The 24855-nt window shown below is 70.1% G+C and carries 22 protein-coding genes; 15 read left to right on the top strand and 7 right to left on the bottom strand.

Going from position 1 to position 24855, the window contains the following annotated elements:
- Positions 1–187: 187 nt before the first annotated feature.
- From OG306_RS23875 to OG306_RS23910, 8 genes are all read left to right on the top strand, one after another.
- On the top strand, positions 188–808 hold the full coding sequence (locus OG306_RS23875; protein ID WP_371665603.1) for a hypothetical protein: 621 nt from the start codon (positions 188–190) through the stop codon (positions 806–808).
- Positions 809–1007: 199 nt separating this feature from the next.
- Entirely contained in the window at positions 1008–2234 is a 1227-nt protein-coding gene (locus OG306_RS23880; protein WP_266752377.1) for an amidohydrolase, read from the top strand.
- Between the two features lie 138 nt (positions 2235–2372).
- Entirely contained in the window at positions 2373–3422 is a 1050-nt protein-coding gene (locus tag OG306_RS23885) for a BMP family lipoprotein (protein ID WP_266748109.1), read from the top strand.
- A 415-nt stretch (positions 3423–3837) separates the two neighbouring features.
- Positions 3838–5421, top strand: coding sequence for an ABC transporter ATP-binding protein (locus OG306_RS23890; RefSeq protein WP_266752379.1), 1584 nt, complete (start codon positions 3838–3840; stop codon positions 5419–5421).
- Positions 5421–6539: an ABC transporter permease gene (locus tag OG306_RS23895; RefSeq protein WP_266748110.1), complete on the top strand. Its 1119-nt coding sequence runs from the start codon at positions 5421–5423 to the stop codon at positions 6537–6539. Before OG306_RS23890 ends, OG306_RS23895 begins: the two co-directional genes overlap by 1 nt.
- 35 nt (positions 6540–6574) lie before the next feature.
- On the top strand, positions 6575–7801 hold the full coding sequence (locus OG306_RS23900) for an ABC transporter permease (protein WP_266752381.1): 1227 nt from the start codon (positions 6575–6577) through the stop codon (positions 7799–7801).
- Complete coding sequence (locus tag OG306_RS23905) at positions 7798–8229, top strand: cytidine deaminase (RefSeq protein ID WP_266748111.1); 432 nt, start codon at positions 7798–7800, stop codon at positions 8227–8229. The genes OG306_RS23900 and OG306_RS23905 overlap by 4 nt, the downstream gene beginning before the upstream one ends.
- A 146-nt stretch (positions 8230–8375) precedes the next feature.
- Complete coding sequence (locus OG306_RS23910; protein ID WP_266748112.1) at positions 8376–9653, top strand: thymidine phosphorylase; 1278 nt, start codon at positions 8376–8378, stop codon at positions 9651–9653.
- Between the two features lie 81 nt (positions 9654–9734).
- Here OG306_RS23910 and OG306_RS23915 read toward each other — a convergent pair whose 3' ends face one another.
- Positions 9735–13076, bottom strand: a complete 3342-nt coding sequence (locus OG306_RS23915) for a S8 family peptidase (protein ID WP_405681123.1) — start codon at positions 13074–13076, stop codon at positions 9735–9737.
- 302 nt (positions 13077–13378) lie between these two features.
- Between OG306_RS23915 and OG306_RS23920 the strand changes: the two genes are divergently transcribed.
- Positions 13379–13771 (top strand): STAS domain-containing protein, encoded by a 393-nt coding sequence (locus tag OG306_RS23920; RefSeq protein ID WP_266748113.1) that lies wholly within the window; start codon positions 13379–13381, stop codon positions 13769–13771.
- Between the two features lie 187 nt (positions 13772–13958).
- Here the strand turns inward: OG306_RS23920 and OG306_RS23925 are convergent, their stop codons facing one another.
- From OG306_RS23925 to OG306_RS23935, 3 genes are all read right to left on the bottom strand, one after another.
- Complete coding sequence (locus OG306_RS23925; RefSeq protein ID WP_266748114.1) at positions 13959–14948, bottom strand: sigma-70 family RNA polymerase sigma factor; 990 nt, start codon at positions 14946–14948, stop codon at positions 13959–13961.
- 105 nt (positions 14949–15053) lie between these two features.
- Positions 15054–15770 (bottom strand): L,D-transpeptidase family protein, encoded by a 717-nt coding sequence (locus OG306_RS23930; protein WP_266748115.1) that lies wholly within the window; start codon positions 15768–15770, stop codon positions 15054–15056.
- A gap of 110 nt (positions 15771–15880) precedes the next feature.
- Positions 15881–17203 (bottom strand): MFS transporter, encoded by a 1323-nt coding sequence (locus OG306_RS23935; protein WP_266748116.1) that lies wholly within the window; start codon positions 17201–17203, stop codon positions 15881–15883.
- Between the two features lie 62 nt (positions 17204–17265).
- On the opposite strand from OG306_RS23935, the gene OG306_RS23940 reads away from it, so the two are divergent.
- The 4 genes from OG306_RS23940 to OG306_RS23955 all read left to right on the top strand — a co-directional run bounded on the left by OG306_RS23940 (position 17266) and on the right by OG306_RS23955 (position 21144).
- Positions 17266–18219, top strand: a complete 954-nt coding sequence (locus OG306_RS23940) for a LysR family transcriptional regulator (protein ID WP_266748117.1) — start codon at positions 17266–17268, stop codon at positions 18217–18219.
- A gap of 395 nt (positions 18220–18614) precedes the next feature.
- Positions 18615–19514, top strand: coding sequence for an MBL fold metallo-hydrolase (locus OG306_RS23945; protein ID WP_266748118.1), 900 nt, complete (start codon positions 18615–18617; stop codon positions 19512–19514).
- A gap of 166 nt (positions 19515–19680) precedes the next feature.
- Complete coding sequence (locus OG306_RS23950) at positions 19681–20076, top strand: nuclear transport factor 2 family protein (RefSeq protein ID WP_266748119.1); 396 nt, start codon at positions 19681–19683, stop codon at positions 20074–20076.
- Positions 20077–20211: 135 nt separating this feature from the next.
- Entirely contained in the window at positions 20212–21144 is a 933-nt protein-coding gene (locus tag OG306_RS23955) for an NAD(P)H-binding protein (RefSeq protein WP_266748120.1), read from the top strand.
- Between the two features lie 190 nt (positions 21145–21334).
- Here the strand turns inward: OG306_RS23955 and OG306_RS23960 are convergent, their stop codons facing one another.
- Positions 21335–22012 (bottom strand): alpha/beta hydrolase, encoded by a 678-nt coding sequence (locus OG306_RS23960; RefSeq protein WP_371665604.1) that lies wholly within the window; start codon positions 22010–22012, stop codon positions 21335–21337.
- A gap of 187 nt (positions 22013–22199) precedes the next feature.
- Between OG306_RS23960 and OG306_RS23965 the strand changes: the two genes are divergently transcribed.
- The gene (locus OG306_RS23965) at positions 22200–23354 is read left to right on the top strand and encodes an adenosine deaminase (protein WP_266748122.1); all 1155 of its coding nucleotides are present in this window, start codon (positions 22200–22202) and stop codon (positions 23352–23354) included.
- A gap of 136 nt (positions 23355–23490) precedes the next feature.
- Entirely contained in the window at positions 23491–23808 is a 318-nt protein-coding gene (locus tag OG306_RS23970) for a hypothetical protein (RefSeq protein WP_266748123.1), read from the top strand.
- 91 nt (positions 23809–23899) lie between these two features.
- Here OG306_RS23970 and OG306_RS23975 read toward each other — a convergent pair whose 3' ends face one another.
- Both OG306_RS23975 and OG306_RS23980 read right to left on the bottom strand, forming a co-directional pair.
- Entirely contained in the window at positions 23900–24100 is a 201-nt protein-coding gene (locus OG306_RS23975; protein ID WP_266748124.1) for a PspC domain-containing protein, read from the bottom strand.
- Between the two features lie 95 nt (positions 24101–24195).
- The gene (locus OG306_RS23980; RefSeq protein WP_266748125.1) at positions 24196–24744 is read right to left on the bottom strand and encodes a VanZ family protein; all 549 of its coding nucleotides are present in this window, start codon (positions 24742–24744) and stop codon (positions 24196–24198) included.
- Positions 24745–24855: the final 111 nt, after the last annotated feature.

Consider the following 24855-nt stretch of genomic DNA (forward strand, 5'->3'; position numbering starts at 1 on the left):
CGTGCGCCGATGACGGCTCCTGCCTGCCGTGGCAAGGGGTCGAGCGGGCGCGTGTGGCGGCCGATGCCGTACGCAAGCGTGAGCGGGGCGTCATGGATCACCCTGACCCGTAAGTGGCGTACGTCCAGGGTTTGTTGGGGGGAAGCCCCGATAGCGGGCAGGGTCGGCCGGGCGCGAGCATCAGCGCATGACAACGATGCGGATGGCGGCGGAGCGGCAGGGCGAGACGGCCAAGGCGGTCGGTACGGCCCTCCTGGCGGGACCGGCCCTGATGGCCGCGTACGGAGCGGTGCGGCTGATCGGGCGGGCCGTCAGTGATTACGGGCCCGGTGCGTGGTGGACGGTGGCGCATCTGCTGTTCCTGGCCGGGATCACCGTGTTCGTGCCGGTGTTCCTGGGGCTGCGGAGGATCGCCGTGGTGCGTGGCGGCAAACGGCTGGCCGTGGAGGTGGCGGCCTGGGCCGGGCTGCTCGGATCGGCGGCGGTGGCGGTCCAGGCGGTGATCGACCTGGCGGTCGGGTTCGTCGCGGCGGACGAGCAGGCCATGAGCGACCTGTTCGGGCGGGTGCAGGACGTACCCGGCGTGATGCCGTTGGTTTATACGGTGGTGCCGATGCTGTTCTGGTTCGGGCTGCTGGGCCTCGTCACCCTGCTCGCGTTCTTCCGCCGGGACCTGGTCCGGGCATGGGCTCCCGTGGCCGTGCTGGCCGGGACCGTACTGATGGCCACGAGCCTGGACCTGCTGCCGGCCGGAGCCCTGTGCATCGGGCTGGCGCTGATTCCGGTACGCCAGGGGCTGCCCCACTGACGGAGCCCCTCCGGGGTGTCGTGCGCGTGGCGGGTGGCCGGGGTGACCGGCCAGGGTGCGAAATGGGTGAGTTTACCCACCCCGTCATCACCTCACACGCCACGACCCAGTCATTTATTCGTCTATGTGGCTGAACTTTTCTTGTTTCATGGTCAGTTGACGGGGGAAGGGCCTTACCCTTCAGCAGGTGAACCCGTTGATGTCCCGCGATTCCGATGCCCAGCTGCCCGGGGATGAGGTGCTGTCCGGCACCCTGCCCGAGGCCTTGCGTGCCGAGCTGATCGCCTTCCGGCGTGACTTGCACATGCACCCCGAGCTGGGCAACCAGGAGTTCCGTACCACCGCGGCCATCAAGGCCAGGCTGGAGAAGGCGGGGCTGGCGCCTCGGGTGCTGGACACGGGGACCGGGCTCGTCTGTGACGTGGGCGGGAGCGACGGCGACCCGCGGCCCGTGCTCGCCCTGCGCGCGGACATCGACGCCCTGCCCATCCCGGACACCAAGGCCGGCATCCCGTACCGCTCCACCGTCCCCGACCGCGCACATGCCTGCGGGCACGACATCCACACCACCGCGGTCCTCGGCGCCGGTCTCGTGCTCGCCGAGCTCGACCGGCAGGGGCTGCTGCCGCGGCCGGTGCGGCTGATCTTCCAGCCGGCCGAGGAAGTGCTGCCCGGCGGGGCGCCCGACACGATCGAGTCCGGGGCGCTGGAGGGGGTCGGGCGGATCATCGGGGTGCACTGCGATCCGAAGGTGGACGTGGGGCGGATCGGGCTGCGGGCCGGGGCGATCACCTCGGCCTGCGACCGGCTGGAGGTCAGCCTCGACGGCCCCGGCGGGCACACCGCCCGGCCGCATCTGACCACCGACCTCGTCACCGCCGCCGCCAAGGTCGCCACCGAGGTGCCCGCGCTGCTGGCCCGCCGGGTCGACGCACGGGCCGGGCTCGCCGTCACCTGGGGCCGGCTGGAGGCCGGGCACGCCTGCAACGTGATCCCGCAGCACGCCGAGCTCTCCGGCACCGTGCGCTGTCTGGACCTGGCGGCCTGGCGGGAGGCGCCGGACCTGGTGCACGCGGCGATCGACGAGGTGGCCGGGATGTACGGCGCCAAGACGGTGATCAACTACGTCCGCGGCGTCCCGCCCGTCGTGAACGACGCCATCATGATCGATCTGCTCGCGAGGGCGATGACCGCACGCCGCGGTTCGCATGCGATCGAGGACACCGAGCAGAGCCTCGGCGGCGAGGACTTCTCCTGGTACCTGGAACGCGTCCCGGGAGCCATGGCCCGGCTCGGGGTCCGCACGCCCGGCGACACTGCCCGGCTCGACCTGCATCGTGGTGATTTCGACGCCGACGAGGAGGCGATCACGGTGGCCGTGGAGCTCTTCACCGCCTGCGCGTTGCTGGACGGCAACCATCTGTAACCGGACAGGTCACCTCTCGTTCGCGACGATCCGATAACAGCTTCCGTACAGGGCTTTATCTGACATCTACGCGCGTTACGATCGCCGCGAAACCAGCGCCGGAAGAGGCGCTTCGGTCAGGTTTGAAGGAGCCTTCCCTTGCGCCGGATCACCCGGATTGCCACCGTGGGCCTTGCGTCCGCGGCGCTTGCGCTCAGTGCCACCGCCTGTGGCGGTAAGTCCTCGTCAGATGCTGGTTCCGACTCCAAGGAGGCCAAGGCCGCCCTCGCGTACGACATCGGGGGCCGCGGCGACCAGTCGTTCAATGATGCCGCCTATGCCGGACTGGTCAAGGCCGAGAAGGAACTCGGCTTCAAGGGCGCCGAGGCCGAACCGTCCGACGGTGAGTCGGACGCCGACAAGGTGCAGCGTCTCACCACGCTGGCCCGTGCCGGCAACAACCCGGTGATCGGCGTCGGGTTCGCGTACGCGCCCGCCATCAAGAAGGTCGCGCCGAAGTTCCCGAAGATCACCTTCGGCATCATCGACGACGCCTCGGTGACCGGCGAGAACATCGCCAACCTGGTCTTCAACGAGGAGCAGGGCTCGTACCTCGCGGGCGTCGCCGCCGCCAAGGTCACCAAGACGAAGACGGTCGGCTTCCTCGGCGGTGTGGAGACCCCGCTGATCAAGAAGTTCCAGGCGGGCTTCGAGCAGGGCGTCAAGGACACCGACCCGTCGGTGAAGGTCCTGTCGCAGTACCTGACCCAGCCGCCGAACTTCGACGGCTTCTCCAAGCCCGACCTCGGCAAGGCCGCCGCCCAGGGGCAGCTCGACAAGAAGGCCGATGTCGTCTACGCCGCGGCCGGTAACGCCGGCTCGGGCTCGATCGAGGCCACGGCCAAGGCGGGCAAGTGGGCCATCGGCGTCGACTCCGACCAGTACAGCCAGAAGGGTCTGGCGGCCTACAAGGCGCAGATCCTGACCTCGGTCACCAAGGACGTCTCGGGATCCGTCTTCAACCTGATCAAGTCGGTCAAGGACGGCAAGCCGCAGACCGGTGAGATCCGCTTCGGCCTGGACAAGGACGGTGTCGGCCTGGCCGGCTCCAACCCGGCCTTCGCCAAGATGACCGAGGTCACCGCCGCTGTCGACAAGGCGAAGAAGGCCATCATCGACGGCACGGTCACGGTCAAGACCACCCCGTAGCAACTGCCGTACGGCTGGTTTCCCGGGGGCCCGGAGCGCGCAGTCCTGCCGCTCCGGGCCCACGGGGTGCTCATCGAAGAAGTTCCGCCCGTCGCAGCGTCCTGGTGCCCCTCCCGGCACCAGGGCCTGTCCGGCAGATCATGGCCGGGGTCGCGACGCCTGGCACGGCACCTCGCGGGTTGCCGAAACGCCCGAATAGCTCCGCTATGAGGACGCTCCGGCGCCCTGCGATGCACCGCACCAGACGCCGCGCCCTGTCCGACCCCGATCCGCCGGACAGGCCCCAGCCGCACAGGCCCAGGACCGAGTCTTTCGCGATGCTGTGTGCGCTGCCTTACGATTCAGCAGCGCTACGCGTGTAGACGGCCCTCCGGCGCGATAGCTTCACCCCGCCCCCTGCCCCTTTGCCCCGCTCCTGTCCGGCCAAGGAGAGTGCGTCATCAACGCGTCCACCAGCCCCCCCGCCGTAGTACTGCACGGCATCACCAAGCGTTTCCCAGGCGTCGTCGCCAACCACGACATCGACATCACCATCCGTAAGGGCACGGTTCACGCCCTCGTCGGTGAGAACGGCGCCGGCAAGTCCACTCTGATGAAGATCCTCTACGGCATGCAGAAGCCGGACGAGGGCACCATCACGGTCGACGGGGCCGAGGTGGCGTTCGGCAGCCCGGCCGACGCCATCGCGCGCGGCATCGGCATGGTGCACCAGCACTTCATGCTCGCCGACAACTTCACCGTCCTGGAGAACGTGGTTCTCGGTGGTGAGAAGCTGCACGGCATCGGCGCCGCCGCACGCAAGAAGGTCATGGAGATCTCGGACGCGTACGGTCTGGGGGTCCGGCCCGACGCGCTCGTCGAGGACCTCGGCGTCGCCGACCGGCAGCGCGTGGAGATCCTCAAGGTCCTCTACCGGGGCGCCCGCATCCTGATCCTGGACGAGCCGACGGCCGTGCTCGTCCCGCAGGAGGTCGACGCGCTCTTCGACAACCTGCGCGAACTCAAGGCGGAGGGCCTGACCGTCATCTTCATCTCGCACAAGCTGGGCGAGGTGCTGTCGGTCGCCGACGACATCACGGTGATCCGCCGCGGCACGACGGTCGGCACCGCCGACCCGGCGAACACCACCACCAAGCAGCTCGCCGAGCTGATGGTCGGCAGCGAACTGCCCTCGCCCGAGACCCGGGAATCCACGGTGACGGACGTTCCGATGCTCCGTGTCGAGAACCTCGCGCTCGGCGTCACCGACCCGGACGGCGTGGTACGCGACGTGCTGGCCGGCATCGACTTCACCATCCACAAGGGTGAGGTGCTGGGCATTGCCGGGGTCGAGGGCAACGGCCAGACCGAGTTGATCGAGGCCCTGATCGGCATGCGGGACCCCGACAGCGGGGCGATCACCCTCGACGGCGACGACATCTCGCACGTCCCCACGCGCAAGCGACGCGAGAGCGGCATCGGTTACATCCCCGAGGACCGGCACCGGCACGGTGTGCTGCTGGAGGCCTCGCTCTGGGAGAACCGGATACTCGGCCACGTCACGGAAAGGCCCAACAGCCGGGGCTGGCTGCTGGACATCAAGGCGGCCCGCGCCGACACCGAACGGATCGTGCGCGAGTACGACGTCCGCACCCCGGGCATCGAGGTCACCGCGGCCTCCCTCTCCGGCGGCAACCAGCAGAAGCTGATCGTCGGCCGGGAGATGAGCCACGCGCCGAAACTGCTGATCGCCGCGCACCCCACCCGCGGAGTGGACGTCGGCGCACAGGCGCAGATCTGGGACCAGATCCGGGAGGCGCGCCGCGAGGGCCTCGCCGTCCTGCTCATCTCGGCGGACCTGGACGAGCTGATCGGGCTCTCCGACACCCTGCGCGTCATGTACCGCGGCCGGCTGGTCGCCGACGCCGACCCCGGCACCATCACCCCGGAGGAACTGGGCTCGGCCATGACCGGCGCCGCCACCGGTCATCTCGAGGCAGCACCGGAGGACGAGGCCTGATGAAGAAATTCGACAAGGACCGGCTGATTCTGGGCTTCGCCGGCCCCGTTCTCGCCCTGGTCGTCGCCTTCGCGCTCACCACCGTGGTGCTGCTCGCCTCGGGCAAGAACCCGTTCGAGCCGTACAGCCTGATGTTCGACTCGGCGACGTACGCCGACGTACAGGTACTGATCATCAACCAGGCCGGTACGTACTACCTCGCCGCCCTCGCGGTCGCCATCGGCTTCCGCATGAACCTCTTCAACATCGGCGTCGACGGCCAGTACCGGCTCGCCGCGATGATGGCCGCGCTGGTCGGCGCGAGCGTCCATCTGCCGGGGGCGCTGCAGATCGCGCTGATCGTGATCGTCGCGATGCTGGTCGGCGCCTTCTGGGCGGGCATCGCCGGTTTCCTCAAGACCACCCGCGGGGTGAGCGAGGTCGTCTCGACGATCATGCTCAACTCCATCGCGACCGCACTGATCGCCTGGCTGATCCTGCCGAAGAACTTCGGTGAGCAGCCCGCCGGTTCCAACAACCTGACCACCGGCGACATCCCGGAGTCCGCCTGGTTCCCCGGTCTGTCCATGGGTGCCGACGCGGGGGAGATCTACGGGTTCACCTTCGTCGCGGCCGCCTGCGGTGTCGTCTACTGGTTCGTCCTGAACCGCACCCGCTTCGGCTTCGACCTGCGGGCCACGGGCGAGAGCGAGAGCGCCGCCCAGGCCTCCGGAGTGGACGCCAAGAAGATGGTGCTCACCTCGATGCTGATCTCCGGAGCCGTCGCCGGCCTGGCCGGCATGCCGACGCTCCTCGGAGACACGCACACGTACAGCCTCGACTTCCCGACCGGAATCGGTTTCACCGGCATCACCATCGCCCTGCTGGGCCGGAACAACCCGATAGGCATCGCGTTCAGCGCGCTGCTGATCGCCTTCCTGGACAAGACGTCCGCCTCTCTCGACCAGTTCGGGTACGAGAAGGAGATCGCCACGATCATGCAGGGCCTGATCGTGATCTCGGTCGTCGTCAGTTACGAACTCGTCCGCCGTTACGGAACCCGCCGCCAGCAGCAGAAGGTCGGCGAGGAGCTCGCCGCCGGTCATGCCCTCACGACCGAGAAGGAGGCCGCACTGTGAGCGCCAGCAAAGTCGCCGCCGCAAGCGTCGCCCCCATGAAGGGCGGCGGTCGCCGCAAGCTCACCCTGCCCGTCGTCCTGTTGATCGTCGCGGGCGGGCTCGCCCTGGTCTCGCTGGTCCGCCTGATCAGCGGCGCCAACGACGTGACCTCCGTGGGCCAGGTCGCCGGTGCCCTCGAACTGGCCGTCCCGATCGGGCTGGCCGGGCTCGGCGGTCTGTGGGCGGAGCGCGCGGGTGTCGTCAACATCGGCCTCGAAGGCATGATGATCCTGGGCACCTGGTTCGGCGCCTGGGCCGGATTCCAGTGGGGCCCCTGGGTGGGTGTCCTGTTCGGCATCCTCGGCGGCGCCCTCGGCGGGCTGCTGCACGCGATCATCACCGTCACCTTCGGGGTGAACCACATCGTCTCCGGTGTGGCCATCAACATCCTTGCCGTCGGGCTCACCCGCTACCTCTCCAACTTCGCCTTCGACGGCGTCGAGGGAGGTTCCTCCAAGCAGTCCCCACGGATCGAGGCGATCGACCGGATCACCATTCCGGGCCTGTCGGACTGGCTGATCGATCTCCAGCAGAGACACTGGTTCCTCGTCTCCGACATCGCCGGAGTCGTCGGTGGTCTGATCACCAACCTGTCCTGGCTGACCGTGGTCGCGCTGCTGCTGATCCCCGGCACCTGGTGGGTGCTGTGGCGCACCTCGTTCGGCCTGCGGCTGCGTTCCTGCGGCGAGAGCCCGGTGGCCGCCGAGTCGCTCGGCGTCAACGTGTACAAGTACAAGTACATCGCCGTCATGGTGTCCGGCGGCATGGCCGGACTCGCCGGTGCCTTCCTCGCGATCGTCTCCACCGGCATCTACCAGGAGAGCCAGACCGGCGGCCGCGGTTACATCGGTCTCGCCGCGATGATCTTCGGCAACTGGATGCCGGGCGGCATGGCGCTGGGCGCCGGCCTCTTCGGCTTCACCGACAGCCTCAAGCTGCGCGGCGGCGCCGAGAACGTGCACGCGATGCTGCTGCTGCTGGCGATCCTGCTGGTGGTCGTGGTGCTCTGGAAGCTGTACCAGAAGAAGTACCTGACCGCGGTGATCTCGGCAGCCGTCTCCGCGCTGCTCTTCACCTGGTATGCGCTGACGGACCAGGTGCCGAGCCAGTTCGTCGACGCGGCCCCGTACGTCACGACGCTGCTCGTGCTGGCGCTCTCCGCGCAACGGCTGCGCATGCCGAAGGCGGACGGCCTCGTCTACCGCAAGGGCCAGGGCAAGTGACGGCCGCCCCGGAGGTCGACTGGGCGGCGCTGCGGAGCGCCGCACGGTCCGCCATGACGCGTGCGTACGTCCCCTACTCGCACTACCCGGTCGGCGCGGCGGCCCGCGTCGACGACGGGCGTACGGTGTCCGGCTGCAACGTCGAGAACGCCTCGTACGGCCTCGGGCTGTGCGCCGAGTGCGGCCTGGTCTCCCAGCTCCACGCCACCGGCGGCGGCCGGCTGACCCACTTCACCTGCGTGGACGGGGCCGGCGAGATCCTGGTGCCGTGCGGCAGGTGCAGGCAGTTGCTGTACGAGTTCGGCGGGCCGGAGCTGGTCCTTCAGACGCCGGACGGGCTGCGCACGCTCGACGAGATGCTGCCACAGGCGTTCGGACCGGACCACCTGAAGCCGGACCACCTGAAGCCGGACCACCTGAAGCCGTAGCATCCGAAGCAGGCGGCATCCGCCGACGAACCACCGTGGCCCTCCCGCCCGCCGGGAGGGCCACCCCCCTCTCGACTCTCTATGCGCGTAGAGTCATACGGGACTCTCTTGCGTACGTCACGTACCGGCCGGAAGGACTCCAGGACATGGACGCCATCTCCGTCATCCGCACCAAGCGGGACCGAGGCGAGCTGACCCCCGAGCAGATCGACTGGGTCGTCGACGCGTACACCCGCGGTGAGGTCGCCGACGAGCAGATGTCCGCGCTGGCCATGGCGATCCTGCTGAACGGCATGAACCGCACCGAGATCGCCCGCTGGACCGCCGCGATGATCGCCTCCGGGGAGCGCATGGACTTCGCGTCGCTCTCCCGGCCCACCACCGACAAGCACTCCACCGGCGGCGTCGGCGACAAGATCACCCTGCCGCTCGCCCCGCTGGTCGCCGCGTGTGGCGCCGCCGTGCCGCAGCTCAGCGGGCGCGGCCTCGGCCACACCGGCGGCACCCTCGACAAGCTGGAGTCCATCCCCGGCTGGCGCGCCCACCTCTCGAACGAGGCGATGCTGAGCGTCCTGGACACCACCGGCGCGGTGATCTGCGCCGCCGGTGACGGGCTCGCCCCCGCCGACAAGAAGCTGTACGCCCTCCGCGATGTCACCGGCACCGTGGAGGCCATCCCGCTGATCGCCAGCTCGATCATGTCCAAGAAGATCGCCGAGGGCACCGGCGCACTCGTCCTGGACGTCAAGGTCGGCTCGGGCGCCTTCATGAAGACCCTCGACGACGCCCGCGAGCTGGCCTCCACCATGGTCGCGCTGGGCACCGACAGCGGGGTGCGGACGGTCGCGCTGCTCACCGACATGGCCACCCCGCTCGGCCTGACCGCGGGCAACGCCCTGGAGGTGCGCGAGTCGGTCGAGGTGCTGGCCGGCGGCGGCCCGAAGGACGTCGTGGACCTCACCCTGGCCCTCGCCCGCGAGATGCTGGACGCGGCCGGGCTCAAGGACGCCGACCCGGAGAAGGCCCTCGCCGACGGCTCCGCGATGGACGTCTGGCGCCGGATGATCTCCGCCCAGGGCGGCGACCCGGACGCCCCGCTCCCGTTCGCCCGCGAACAGCACGTCGTAACGGCCCCGGCCACCGGCGTACTGACCCGCCTCGACGCGTACGACATCGGCGTCGCCGCCTGGCGCCTCGGCGCGGGCCGGGCCCGCAAGGAGGACCCGGTGCAGGCGGGCGCGGGCGTCGAACTGCACGCCAAGCCGGGTGACACGGTCACGGCCGGACAGCCGTTGCTGACGCTGCACACCGACACCCCGGAGAAGTTCGACTACGCGCTGAACGCCCTGCCCTCCTCGTACGACATCGCCCCGGAGGGCACGGAGTTCACGCCGACGCCGGTCGTGCGCGAGCGCATCGCGTAACAGCTTCGATCGCACCGCACACGAACGGCCCGCCGGGGCGGAGGAATCCATCCCGGCGGGCCGCTCTCATGCGGTCGGCGCCTACTTGCCGAAGTACGCGTTGTAGATCGACACCGAGGACTTGTTGCCCTGCTTGTCCGTGACATTGGCCCGGTAGGAGATCGACTTGCCCCTGGCCGGGTTCTTCACGGAGATCTTGCCCGACTTGACCGTGGTCTTCTTCCAGGTCTTACCGGCGTTGTAACTGACGTACACGGTCAGCGACTTGAGGTTCTTGCCGGCGGCCGAACCCTGCACCGTCACCGGCACCGAGGCAGTCCTGCCCGCCGTCACCTTGCCGTCCAGCGTCACGTTGGGTGTGAAGCGGACCGTGGATGCCGGGAGCTTCGCGAAGCCCGCCTTCTTGGACTTGAAGGTCCAGCTCGCGTCGATACGGCTGGACAGGGTGGCGATTCTGGCGCTGCGCCGGACCGAGGTCGTCAGCTTGTAGTCCGCCGAGGCGGCCGGAAGGACGAACGGCTCCAGCCCGAAGAGCGGATCCTGGTTCTCGGCGAACTTCTTGCCGTTGCGGTAGAGGACCGTCTTCACCGAGGTGTAGTCCATGTAGCCCTCGTGGCCCTTGCCGTCGGCGTGCAGCGGGACGAAGGCCGCCAGTTCGTTGCCCTGGCGCAGGATGCCGTCGCCCTTGGCCAGCCGCGGTCCGAAGACACCGGCGTTCACGGTCTTCGCGTATGTCTTGCCGCCGGTGAACGCCTGCTCGGCACCGAGCACGTACATGGAGTCGACGATCGGGAAGCCCTGCGCGTCGTGACCGCCGTTCTGCGCGAAGTCGAATCCCCACGTGGCCTTGTCGGCGGTGGAGACATGGACCGTGCGGGTGCCGGGGAGCTTCTGCTCCACCGACTGAAGGGGGAATGACCCGCTTCCGTCGGGGAGGCTGCCCCACGCGTCGATGGCACCGGTCTTACGGCTCACGCCGGGCGTACCCATGGCCACCTTGACCGCGGCGAACTGCTTGGCCGTCAGCTTGCGGGTATAGCCGTCCGAGAGCTGGGTCACCGGGCCGCCGAGCACGATGTCGTACTCGCTCGACGCACCGTTGTACCAGGTGCCCGTCCAGTGCTGGGACAGTGAACGGTCGGTCACCTTCGGGCCGACGTGTGCCGTCCGGAAGTTCTTCTGGTCCGGCACGAAGTAGGCGAAGGACGCCCAGCTGTTCTTGTCGCGGATCGTGTAGTCGCCTGCGACGTAGCCCGGCTTGAGCCCCTTCGCGGGCAGGGTGATGCTCACCGGCTTGGTCTTGCGGGCGTCGAACGTGATCGTGGTGTTCTTGGTGACGTTCAGCTTCGGCTGGGCGAACCAGTCGGCGCCCCGGTAGACGTCACCGGAGCCCGGCACCTGCTCCGCGTTGAGCGAGTACAGGCCCTTGGGGACCCGGAGCTTCACCGAACCGTTGGTGATCCGGGGCATGAGCCACACGTCGGCGACGGCGTCGCCGAGGCCGGAGAGATCGGCGTTCGCGTTCGTGGGTACGCCGCCGTTACGGCCGATGGCCTTGAGCGTCACGTCGTACGACTCGATCTCGCGCTCCACCGCGGCCGCCGTGCGGACGGTCTGGCCATCACCGGTCGCCACCACGTAGGCCGAGTACGAACCGTCCACCGTGCCACCGAGCCGGGTGTCCGCCGTCAGCGGCACGTCGGCCGTGCCGCCCGCCGGGACGGTGACCTCGGTCGCGCCCAGGGTGAAGAAACCGGCCGGGGCGGGCTTGCCCTTCGGGCCGAGACCCGTCACCGACAGGGAGAGAGTGACGTCCGTCGTTCCCAGGTTGCGGTACGTCACCTGCTTGGTGACCGGGGTGTCATCGGTGTGCGGCCACTGCTGCACACCGAGGTTCACCGAGACGGGGTCGGCGACGACGGTCTGGGCGATCGCCCGGTCGACGGCGATCCGCCCCGAACCCTGCTCGAACGGGGTGTACGCACCCGGCTCCGTCGAGGCCGTGAGCGCCCCCTTGAGCTCGGTGTACGTCCACTCCGGGTGCTGCTGCTTGAGGAGCGCCGCCGCGCCCGCGACGTGCGGGGTCGCCATCGACGTACCGGAGATGGTCGTGTAACCGGCCGGCTTCTGGCCGTACTCCCGGTCGATGAGCGAGCCCGGCACCGCGGCTGCCGTGATGTCCACGCCCGGGGCGGTGACATCGGGCTTGATCGCGCTGTCGCCGATGCGCGGGCCGCGGCTGGAGAAGTCGGCCAGCTTGTCGTTGTCGTCGACCGCGCCCACGGTCAGTGCGGCCTCCGCACTGCCCGGCGAGCCGACCGTACCGGCGCCGAGATCGCCCTCGTTGCCCGCCGCGATGGCGAACAGGACGCCCTTGTCGGCCGACAGCTTGTTGACCGCCGCTTCGAGCGGGTCGATCTCCGGGGTGTCCAGGCCGCCGAGGCTCAGGTTGATGATGTCGGCGCCCTGAGCGGCGGCCCACTCCATGCCGGCCAGGATGCGGGAGTCGTCGCCGTAGCCGTCGTCGTCGAGCACCTTGCCCTCGATCAGCTTGGCGTCCGGCGCCACGCCCTTGAACCTCCCGCCGGACTTGGCGCCCGTACCGGCCACGATCGAGGACACATGCGTACCGTGCCCGACCCGGTCCTTCGTGTCGGACGACGTGCTGAAGTTCTTCGTCGCCAGGATCTGGCCCTTGAGGTCCGGGTGGGTGGCGTCCACACCGCTGTCCAGGACGGCGATCTTGACGCCCTTGCCGGTGTAGCCGGCCTTCCACACGGCGGGCACGCCGATCTGCGGCACGCTCTTGTCGAGGCTCGCCTTGCGTACGCCGTCCAGCCAGACCCGGTTGATTCCCGGGGCCGTGGTGCGCTGGGGGCTGCGCTGCGGTTTGGTGGTGAGTGCATGCCAGATGTCCCCGGCATCGCGCTTGGGCGTGACCACCGACTCGGCGTTCAGGGACTTCAGCGTCCGGCCGACCGCGGTGCCGCCGGCATCCCTGACATCGGCCCGGGCGGACGAGCTCTGTGCGCCCTGGTAACCGACGATCAGCCGCAGGCCCTTCTGCTGGGACCTGCGTATCTCCGGACGGTTCAGCACAGTGACGTCGAAGAGCCTCCGGTCGAGCTTGCCGGAGCCGATCAGCCGACGGGCGTCCGACGGAATGATGAAGGTGTGACCACCGTGGTCCTGCCGCTGTACGGGTATCTGCGCACGCCCCTTCGCGGGCTGGAAGCCCACGACCCGGCCCTTGGCGTCCACCGAGACGCGGTCGCCGGTGATGAGCGTCAGCTGATGGCGGGGCAGGGACTTCGTCCCCGTCGGCCGGACCTGACCCGGCTGTGCCACCGCTGGGGTGGTCATACCGGCCGCGAGCGCCACGGCGGCTGCCGTGGCGATGGTCGAAACACACGCGTTTCTCACGTGTCTGCGCAACTCTCCCCCTGGAGAATCGGGCGGCCCCCGAGGGGAGCCACTGGACAGTCGGTACCGACGAGATGCCGGTGCTGACCGGTTCACCTGCCTAGAGGGGGAATTGATCGAAATGGTTCACAGGAACCGCACAGATGAACGCAGTTGACGGATATTCATCGATTGCTTGTCTGCCCGAGGGGCGGGCGAGGGGCGGGCAAGAAGCGGGTGCGCGGCGGGTGGGGGCGGTTCCTTGGGCGGGTGCAGGGCGTGAGGAGGACCGGGGCGCAGCGAAAGCGCGGAGGCGGTCAGCGATGAGTTTCGGCCGCCGGGCCGGTCTCCCTGGTGTGGAAGGCAGGACCTCGATCGTTCTCGTCGTCACCGGCCGCGTCACGCGGGCCACGGTGCCGGGACTCTGTGCCGAGCTGGAGTCGCTGCTGTACGACCCCGGGGACGTCGTCCGCGAACCCGACGCCGGGGTGGACTGTGACGTGGGCGGGGTTGTACAGGCGGACCTGGCACTGGTCGAGGCGATAGCGCGACTGGGGCTGATCGCACGCCGGGCGGGCGGCAGACGGCTGCGGCTGCGCAACGCACCGCCCGAACTGCGGGCCCTGCTGGACCTGGTGGGGCTGGCCGACATGGTGGACGTCGAGTGCGGGACCGGGGCCGAAGCCGAAGCCGAAGCCGGGGGAAGCGGGGTCTGAGGGGGCGGGGCCCGGAGGCAGCGGGGGCTTTCGCCCGTCCGTGCGCGCCGTCCGTCCGCGCCCCGCTCACCCTCGGTCCCGCCTCACGGCCTCCCGCCTCACGGCCTCCCGCCTCACGGCCTCCCGCCTCACGGCCTCCCGCCTCACGGCCCCCGCCTCACGGCCTCCCGCCTCACGGCCTCCCGCCTCACGCCGCGTCGTCGTCGAGGCGATCCGGCAGGCCGAACAGCGGGAACCAGCGCGGGGTGTCCAGGAAGCAGTGCATCCCCGTGATGGAGCCCTCCGAGATGTCGATGACCTGCACCGCCCACGGCACGAACCCGGGCCCGTCCGGATCCGGCTTGTAGTGCGCGAACGCCGGAGTGCCGTTCGCCGACGTCGCCACCAGGCGGGAGCCCGCGCAGCCCGCGCCGAAGGAGAGCATGAAGCCGGTGATGTCGTCGTACCCCTGGAGCCAGAGGTCGAACGGCGGCATCGTCATCACGGCGTCCTCATGGAGCAGCGCGGTCAGCGCCGCCATGTCGTAGCCCTCGAAGGCCGCCACGTACCGCTCAAGGAGCTTGCGCTGCTGCTCGTCGAGCGGATTCGCGGTGTCGACGTCCTGGCCCTTGTGTTCCGAGAGGGTCGCGCGCGCCCGCTGGAGGGCGCTGTTGACCGAGGCGACCGAGGTGTCGAGCAGCTCGGCGACCTCGCTCGCCTTCCAGGCCAGCACCTCGCGCAGGATCAGCACGGCCCGCTGCTTGGGCGGCAGATGCTGCAACGCGGCGACGAACGCGAGCCGCACCGACTCGCGCGTCACCGCGGCCTCCGCCGGGTCCGCGACCGTGGGCAGGATCCGTCCGTCCGGCATCGGCTCCAGCCAGGTGTTCTCCGGCAGCGGGTTGAGCGCCGCCTGCGCGAGCGGCGTCGGGCCCGTCAGATCGACCGGACGGGCCCGCTTGTTGCCCGCGTTCAGCATGTCCAGACAGACGTTGGTGGCGATGCGGTACAGCCAGGACCGCAGCGAGGAACGCCCCTCGAACTTCTCGAAGCTGCGCCAGGCACGCACCAGCGTGTCCTGGACCGCGTCCTCCGCCTCGAAGGCCGAACCGAGCATCCGGTAGCAGTAGCCGGTCAGCTCGACCCGGTATCCCTCCAGACGGCTGTCGATGTCCGCCGTCGCTGTCAGATCACTCATCGCTCCGCCCCTGTTGCGCTGTGACACCGCTCACCCAGCACTTCGGAAGCTACAGCAGGCCACTGACAACGGGGGCGGGAAGAGCCGGAGCCGCACACCTACCGGTCACGTTCCGGGCTTGCGCCCGTACACGTAGACGTCGTCGCCGTTCTTCAGCAGATTCCAGTACGCCTTCGCGTCGGCGGGCCGCATGTTGACGCAGCCGTGCGACCCCGGCGGGTTCCACATCTTCAGGCCCACCGAGTGGAACGCCTGCCCGCCGTCGAAGAATTGCGCGTACGGCATCGACACGTGGTAGATCGACGAGACGTGGTTGATGTGCCGCCAGTAGATCTTCTTCGCCCCGGTGCGCGTCTCGTACGTGTCCCGCCCGGTCCGCACCGGCACGGGACCGAACTTCAGCTTGCTGCCGTCCTGGATCCAGCTCAGCTGCCGGGTCAGGTCGACGCACGCGATGCGCCCCTTGTTCGTGGGGCACTTCTTGTCCTTGTTGGGGTTCTTGCCGGCCGCCTTCTGGGCCGTCAGCGTCTTCATGGTGCGCCAGGTGACCGGTCCCGCGTAACCGATCGTGGGCGTGACGCCGTAGGTGGTCTGGAACGACCGGATCGCCTTGCAGTCGGCGGCCGACTGCCTGCCGTCGACCGGCCGGTGCAGATACTTCTCGACCTGCTTCTGGTACGGCCCGGTGGACGTCGTGCAGGACGCCGCCTGCGCTGATCCGCCGGTGCCCACGACGAGGGCGGGCGCCGCCATCAGACCGGCGACGGACAGCGCGAGCGCGCGCCGCGACCCGACCCCCCGTATGTTCCCTGCGATGCTCATGTACGCCAACTCCCCTTCGCGCGCCGTGAGGTGATTCCGCCTGCTAGACGCGCGTCGGGGAGTGGATGGTTGTGCGCCGTATGTCTCAGTTCCGTACGGACGCCACCGTGTCAGCTCTGTACGGATGCCACCGGCACGAGCCGCCGCCGCTCGGTGCGCGCGGCCCGCGAGCCGTACAGCGTGACCGAGACGACGCCGAGGACCGCGAGCAGCCCCAGTGACACGGTCCCGGCCCAGCCCCCGGCGTGGAAGGCGACCGCGCCGAGCGTGCCGCCCGCGCTGGAGCCCAGGTAGTACGCGGACTGGTACAGCGCCGACGCCTGGGCCCGGCCCTTCGTCGCCGTACGGCTCACGGACGAGGAGGCGACCGCGTGCCCGGCGAAGAATCCCGCCGTGATCAGGACCAGGCCGAGGAGTACGGCGGCCAACTGGTCGGCGAGCGACAGCAGCAGACCGGCGGCCGTCGTGGAGACGGCCAGGTACAGCGCGCCCCGTCGGCCGAGCCGGGCGACCAGCCGGCCGGCCGCGGCGGAGGAGACCGTACCGACGAGATAGACCAGGAAGATCGAACCGACGACACCCTGCGGGAGGTTGAACGGCGCCTCCACCAGGCGGTAGCCGATCACCGTGTAGACCGCGCCGAACACCGTCATGAACAGCGCGCCGATCGCGTACAGCCTGCGCAGCAGCGGGTCGGCGAGGTGCCCGCCCACCGTCTTCGCGAGGGCCTTCGGGTTCAGCGAACCAGGGGTGAAGTGCCGGGCCCTGGGGATCATGAAGTGGAAGACGACCGCGCAGGCCACGGCCAGCAGCCCGACCGCGCCGAGCGCCGCCCGCCAGCCCCACAGCTGGGCGATCCAGCCGGTGAGGATACGGCCGCTCATCCCGCCGATGCTGTTGCCCGCCACGAACAGCCCGATCGCGGCGACCAGCGCCTTCGGCCGTACCTCCTCGGCCAGATACGCCATCGCGGACGCCGGGAGTCCGGCCAGTGCCGCGCCCTGGACGGCGCGCAGCGCGATCAGCCAGCCCAGCGAGGGCGCGAACGGCACGAGCAGCCCGACCAGCACGGCGACCGTCAGCGAGGCGGTCATCATCTGCCGCCGCCCGAACCGCTCGGACAGCGCACTCATCGGCAGCACACACAGCGCCAGCGCGCCCGTCGCGGCGGAGACCGTCCAGCTGGCCTGGCCGGCCGTGGCGCCGAGGGAGGCGGAGACGGCGGGCAGCAGGGCCTGGGTGGAGTAGAGGAGTGCGAATGTCGCGACACCGGCGGCGAAGAGAGCGAAGCTCATCCGGCGGTAGCCGGGGCGGCCCGGTTCGAGACGGTCCGGCGCGGCTTTGCCGGTGGTGGTGGCAGCGGCGGCGACGGGGGACGGCTGGGGCGAGGCGGCCACGGTGAGGGTGGACGCCCCGGTACTGGCAGGAGGCATGGTTCGAAAGTAGGCCGCCCGGCTTCATGCGTCCAATGCACGAAGTGGCGATAATCAATCCCATGGTGCATGAACACAGGTCACAGCCACGGCTGTCACCGAGTAGTTACGAAGAAGACATTCGCGCCGTCCTCGCGCCGCGGCTGGCCCACTTCGAGGCGGTGGCCCGCCACGAGCACGTCACCCGCGCCGCGCACGAACTCGGCGTCCCGCAGTCGACGCTCTCGCGGTCGATGGTCCGGCTCGAACAGGACCTGGGAGTCGCCCTGTTCGCCCGCAAGGGCCGTACCGTCTCCCTCACGCCCGCGGGCCGCACCTTCCTGGGCTCCGCCGAGCGGGCCCTGGCCGAGGTCGAGAAGGCCGCCGACTCGGTACGGGCCGACGCGGACCCGGCCACCGGCAAGGTCGCCTTCGGCTTCCTGCACACCATGGGCTCCGAGACCGTGCCCGCCCTGATCCGCGCCTTCCGCGCCGACCACCCCCGGGTCCGCTTCCAGCTCGTGCAGAACTACGGCGAGGCGATGATCGAACGACTCCGGTCCGGCGGCCTCGACCTCTGCCTCACCTCACCCGTCCCGGACGCCCCCGACCTCGTCGCCCGCCGCCTCGACGAGCAGCGACTGCGCCTGGTCGTCCCCGAGGACCACCGGCTCGCCTCGCGCCGCCGCATCCGCCTGGCGGAGGCCGCCGAGGAGAAGTTCGTCACCCTCGAACCCGGGTACGGCCTGCGGCGGATCACCGACGACCTGTGTGCGGAGGCAGGCTTCACCCCCCGTGTCGCCTTCGAGGGCGAGGAGGCGGAGACCCTGCGCGGTCTGGTCGCGGCCGGCCTCGGCGTGGCCCTGCTGCCGCCGCCCGCGGTGGCCCGCCCGGGCGTCGTCGAACTCACGGTGACGGCCCCGAGGGCGGCCCGCGAGATCGGCGTCGCCTGGCTGGACGGCCACCCGGACACCCCGCCGGTGGCGGCGTTCAAGCGGTTCCTGCTGTCGCGGCGGGGACATTTGCTGCCGGACTGAGCGGGCGCCCGGGGGCGACGGGCGGTACCGCCGAGCGGATCGGCGGCGTACGGGGCGCCCTCGCTTTGCTCGGAGCCCGCCCGCCGTACCGCACGGACCCGGGCCCCGCCGGAAAATGAACTGCGGTGCGGTACCGGCCGTGACAGGGTGACGGGCCCACGGTCCGGTCCCGCAGTCCACCGGCCGCCCCAGGAGTGTTCGATGACCGCACCGCCCCGACCTGTGAGTCGCGGCGGCGAAGCGGTAGGAGTGCGCGGACTCCGTCTCGGGAAACAACGGAACAGCCATGAACACGGCCCCTGGTGGCCCAGCCGTATCACGCCGCGCCCCGTTCCCTCGGAGGTGCGGTCGGGTGACCGATAGCGCCCTCCTCATCCGGCGCGCAGGCTGGAGACATGGACACCATCGCGCTTGGAAACGTGGAGATCACCCGCGTGGTCGAGTTGCCCGCAAGAGGCAGCGCCCGTGACTACATCTTTCCCGACGTGTCCGTCGCGCACTGGCAGGCGCACGAGAGCTGGCTCGCCCCCGTCTTCCTGGACCCGGCCGCCGACGAGGTCCGCACCATGAGCCAGACCTGGCTGATCCGCAGCGAGGGCCGGACGATCCTGATCGACACCGGCATCGGCAACGACCGGGAACGCCCGGCCATGCCGTCCTTCCACCATCTGAACACCCACTACCTCGGTGAGCTGGCCGCGGCAGGCGTCCGCCCGCAGGACGTGGACACGGTGATCTGCACCCATGTCCACGGCGACCACGTCGGCTGGAACACCCGACGGACGGACGACGGAAAGTGGCGGCCGACCTTCCCCCACGCCCAGTACGTCATCTCGCGCGCCGACTTCGACTACTGGAACCCGGCCAACGGACACCGGACCCGCTCCGGCCCTCAGATGGCCAACGTCTTCGAGGACAGCGTCGCCCCCGTGCACCAGGCCGGGCAGACCGTGCTGTGGGAGGGCGACCACCACGACATCGGCGCCCGGCTCCGCATCGAGCCGGCCCCGGGCCATACGCCCGGCTCCTGTGTCGTATGGCTGCGGTCGGGCACCGATCGGGCGGTGTTCGCCGGGGATCTGCTGCACAGCCCACTGCAGATCGTGGAGCCGGACGACTGTCCCGGCTTCGACGAGGACGAGCCCCGGGCACGTCACAGCCGGCGCCGGGTGCTGGGGGAGGCCGCGGACCGCGGCGCCCTGCTGTTCCCCGCACACTTCCCCGGGCCGGGCGCGGCCGAAGTGCGGCGCGCGGGCGACCGGTTCGCGGTGAAGGAGTGGGCGGCATGGCGGTGAGGACGTTCCGCGGCATCCCGTGCGCGGCCGCCCCGGCCGCCGCCGCGCGACGTCGGCCGGGGCCACGGCAGAGCCTGGCCGTCGGTGATCCGAACGCGCGCGGCGAAGGCGCGGCTGTGGCACACCACGTACCGCCAGAACCGCAGGCACTCACCTGGAGACCGATATGACAACCCCGGAGCAGAACAAGGAGCTGGTGCTGAAAGCGTTCGACACCCTGTTCGAGAAGCGTGACTACGCGACCGCCGAGGAGTTCTGGTCCGAGGAATACGTCCAGCACAGCAGACACATCCCGCCAGGGCGCGAAGGACTGTTCGGCCTAGTCCGCTCGCTGCCCGACACGCTGCACTACGAGCACCAGCTCGTGGTCGCCGAAGGCGACTACGTCATGCTCTACGGCCGCTACTCCGGCACGGGCAATCCCGAGGCCGCAGTTGTGGCCGACGTGGTGCGCATCAAGGACGGCAAGCTCGCCGAACACTGGGATGTCTGGGAGGAAGAGGCGACCCGGGACGAGTCCGCCAGCAGGCTCGTTCGTGATCAATTCCCGCCCGGCCACTGAACGGCGCCGGTGCAGGGTCCGAGTGCCCGGAAACTGCCGCGAACCGCTCGTGCCCGAGGAGGCTCACCGGGTGGCTCCGCGTCCTCGGGGGAGGCTCCGGTTGCGTCCTGGCCGCGTGCGTCGCAGGCTGCCGCTATGGATCACCCCTCGGGAGCCGGTGTGCTGCCCATCCTGGTGACCGGCGCCGCGGGCAGGGTCGGCGCCGTAGGACGTTCCGTCGTCGAGGGCCTTCGGCGACGCGGCCTGCCCGTCCGGGCAGCGGTACATCGCGAGGACGATCGCGCACGGGCACTGCGGGCGACCGGCGCCGAAGTCGTGGTCGCGGACCTGACGCGTGCGGGCGAGCTCGCCGACGTCCTGGACGGTTGCGGGCGGATGTACTTCGGCATGGGCGTGTCGGCGCAGTACCTGGAGGCGGCCCTGACGGCAGCGGTCGTCGCGCGCGCGTACGGGCGCCTGGAGGTGTTCGTGAACATGTCGCAGCTGACCGTCGCCGAGATGGACCTCACCCGTACCTCCGAGTCGGGCCAGCAGCGGCAGCAGTGGCTGGTCGAGCAGGTCCTCGACTGGTCCGGCCTGCCCGTTGTCCAGATCAGGCCCACCGTGTTCCTGGAGAACCCGCTCTTCCGCGTCGGCTTCTCCTCGATCGCGAAGACGGGCACCATCAGGCTGCCCTTCGGCGAGGCGAAGACCTCCCCGGTGCAGGCCGGTGACGTCGCTGCGGTCGTGGAGGAGATCCTGGCCGACCCGGCTGCGCACACCGGACGGACCTACGAGCTGACCGGTCCCCGTTCGGAGGGCATCACCGCCATGGCGGCGCAGGTCTCCGCAGTCCTGGGCAGGCCGGTCGGCTACGACGACGTTCCGCTGCAGGAATGGATCGACCACGATCTCAAGCCGCTGGGGCTGCCGGACCACGTCTTCCAGCACATCTCCACCATGGCCCGCCTTCATGCGGAGAACCGGTACGACCGCAAGACGGACGGCGTGGAGCAGGTCACCGGGCGGCCCCCTTCGGAAGTGGCCGACTTCGTCCGGACGCACGCCGACCTGTTCAGCGGCCCCTGACCGGCAACTCCTCGACCTGCCCGTCGCCACTCCCGGCGGCCGAGAACCGTCGCGCACACCCGGCGGAAAGGGCCTGCTGCTTCGGGACGCCTCAACGTACGACGTCACCAGCCCCGCGATACGACCTCAGCAGTCCCGCGGCCGTGCTCAACTCCGGTTGCGCTGCCGCCGGTCACCGGCTCCGTCCCCCTCAGTCCCGCAGCGACTTCCCGAACCCCGCCGCCAGCGGCATCCGCAGCCCCAGCGGCGGCGGCGCCGCCAGTGCGTCGGCGACCGGGCGGGCGTAGGCGCGGCCGAAGAGTGAGCCGCGGACGAAGTCCGTGGCCAGGGCCGCTACTTCGGCGCGGTGCTGACGCAGGCCGTGGCCGTCGGAGTGGACTTCGAAGCGGCACGTGTCGCGGTTGGCCTTCTTGGCGCGTTCGGCCAGGCGGAAGGAGAGCTCGGGGTCGGTACGGGCATCGTTCGTACCGTGGACGAGCAGGACCTGCCGGCCGAGCAGATGCTTCACCGGTTCCGGCTCGCCCGTCACGTTCTCGGGCAGCCAAGGGGCCATCGCCAGAACGGAGCTGACGGCCGCGTGGCCGCCCGCGTGGAGGGCGGCGCGGCCGCCCATGCCGTGGCCGGCGAGGCAGACGGGGACGTCGCCGTAGCGTCGTACGACCTCGTCCACCGCCCATCGGGCGTCCGCCGCGAGCTGCGCGTCGGTCGCGTTCCAGCCGCGGCAGCGGTAGCGCACGACATGCGCGGTGAGCCCGTCCTCCCGGCCCGCGCGGGCCAGGGTCCGGGCCAGCGGGAGCTGGAGGGCGTACGAGAGGGGTGAGGGGCGGCGGTGCGAGTCGGCCTCGCCGTCCGGGAGCAGCAGAACCACGCCGCTGACCGCAGTTGGTGCTCCGGCCGTCCTGACGGCCCGTCCCAGCCTCGCAGCAGGCAGGGGGAGTGCGCGCTGTGCCATGACAGAACAGTGTCAGAAGGAGAGGTGTACTCCACCCCTATTCGCGGTCACTGTTACGCATCGGCAAGCGACAATCTACGCGCGTAGGCGTTAGAGTGCCCGAATGATGAGCCCGACCCTCCATGTGCCCGGCCAGGATCAGATCCGGCGTGCCCCCAAGGTTCTTCTCCACGACCACCTCGACGGCGGCCTGCGCCCCGGAACGATCGTCGACCTCGCCGCCGCGAGCGGATACGGCGGACTCCCCGAGAACGAGCCCGACAAGCTCGGCATCTGGTTCCGCGAGGCCGCCGACTCCGGATCGCTGGAGCGCTACCTGGAGACGTTCGCCCACACCTGCGCCGTCATGCAGACCCGTGACGCCCTGGTCCGGGTGGCCACCGAATGTGCCGAGGACCTGGCGGCGGACGGTGTCGTCTACGCCGAGGTGCGGTACGCCCCCGAGCAGCACCTGGAAGCCGGGCTGACCCTCGAAGAGGTCGTCGAGGCGGTCAACGAGGGCTTCCGGGAGGGTGAGCGCCGGGCCCGCCTGGACGGCCACCGCATCCGGATGGGCGCCCTCCTCACCGCGATGCGGCACGCCGCCCGGTCCCTGGAGATCGCCGAACTCGCCAACCGCTACCGCGACCAGGGCGTCGTCGGCTTCGACATCGCGGGCGCGGAGGCGGGCTTCCCGCCCACCCGGCACCTCGACGCGTTCGAGTACCTCAAGCGCGAGAACAACCACTTCACCATCCACGCGGGCGAGGCGTTCGGTCTGCCGTCGATCTGGCAGGCCATCCAGTGGTGCGGCGCCGACCGGCTCGGCCACGGCGTCCGCATCATCGACGACATCGAGGTCGCCGAGGACGGCTCCGTGACGCTCGGCCGGCTCGCCTCCTACGTACGGGACAAGCGCATCCCGCTGGAGCTGTGTCCGACCTCGAACCTTCAGACCGGCGCCGCCGCCTCCTACGCCGAGCACCCCATCGGGCTGCTGCGGAGGCTGCATTTCCGGGCCACCGTGAATACGGACAACCGGCTGATGAGCGGTACGAGCATGAGCCAGGAATTCGAGAAGCTGACCGAGACCTTCGGATACACGCTCGACGACATGCAGTGGTTCACCGTCAATGCGATGAAGTCGGCATTCATTCCTTTCGATGAACGTCTGGCGATGATCAACGACGTGATCAAGCCCGGATACGCCGAGCTGAAGTCCGAGTGGCTCTTCGAGCAGACCGCTACGACCAGCATTTCTTCCGCTTCCGCGGGCTGATCGGCACGCGTTCGGTATGCGGCCGGGATGGCGGATTCCCGGCCGTTTCCCGTATTCGGCAGGTTTGCGGGACGGGCAGGGAGCTGACTACGTTTCAGGCCCCCCCCACATTCCTCTCCCCAAGGATGAATTTCACATGAAGCAGTCTGCTGTCAGGACTCTCGGCGTCGCCGCTGTCGGTGCCGCTTTCGCCGCTGCCGCCGCGGGTACCGCCTCCGCCGCCGTGCTCCCGGCCGACGCCGCGACCACCGCCCTGCCGGCCGCCGGTTCGGCGCTGGAGACCGCGACCCGGTCCCTGCCGGCCCAGGACACGGCCACCAAGCTCCTCGGCACCGGCCGGCAGAAGCTCGTCGGCGACGCCACCACCCCGGTCAGGGGTCTGCTCGGCGGCCTGCCCGCGGGCGGCATGCAGGCCGGCGGCCTGACGGCCAACGGTCTCCCGCTCGGCGGCTGACCCACGTCCCGGGGACGTTCCCCGTACACACGCCTGTGGGCGGACACCCGGACCGGGTTGCCCGCCCACAGGCGTGTGGTGCGTACGTGTGTCACCAGGAGGTGGACGCCGTCTTCTCGGCCGGGAACAGCACCCACAGCGCCAGGTAGAGCAGGCACTGCGGCCCCGGAAGCAGGCAGGAGACCAGGAAGATGATGCGCATGGTTCCCGCGGAGGTGCCGAAGCGCCGTGCCAGCGCTGCGCACACTCCGCCGATCATGCGTCCGTCACGGGGGCGGGCAAGTGCGGCCATGGTGGGCTCCTTCGCGAACCGTTGCTGTGGGAGCAGCTCCGTCGTGCTCCCGACGCATCCCATGGTCACCCGACGAACAGGGGCAAAGCGTCGCTCTACGGTGCGATACCGACCCTGGGAATCGTCGGGGTCGACCCCTGGGGCGCCTCGTCCCTGGGGTGGGGCAGCACCCTGATCCGCTGCTGCTTCCTGCGGCGCAGCCGCGCCCGGCACAGGGGTACGACCAGCAGGTGGGCGAGCGCCACGCCGGTGGTGTTCAGCAGCAGTGAGTCGACGTCGACGACCTGCCCCGGAACGCCGGTCTGCGCCAGTTCGATCGCCAGCGAGATCAGCGCCCCCGCCGCGACGGTACGGGCCAGCGAGGCCCACGGGGAGACGAACAGCCGGCCTCCGGCCATCGGCAGCAGTACGCCCAGCGGGGCGAGCAGCAGCAGCCCCTCACCGATGCGGCGGGCGGCCTCGACCGGGCCGAGGGACAGGTCCGCTCTGATGCCGGCGAGCGGATGAAGGTTCGAGGCGGTCGTCCACGGCACGTCGAGGGGGCGCAGCGTCAGCCACCCGACAAACAGCAGATGCGCGAGGAGGAGAAGGACCCCGGCCGCGCGGAAGCGGATGACAGTCTGACTGCCCGAACCATGACGCACGCACCCCAAGACGCGCCGGGCGGCAGGATCGGTTCCGCCCGGCCGGAACCAAGCCGGAACCAAGCCGGAACCAAGCCGGACCCCGGGCGGAGCCCGGCCCGGCTTGGTTCC

The sequence above is a fragment of the Streptomyces sp. NBC_01241 genome, from assembly GCF_041435435.1.
Taxonomy (GTDB): domain Bacteria; phylum Actinomycetota; class Actinomycetes; order Streptomycetales; family Streptomycetaceae; genus Streptomyces.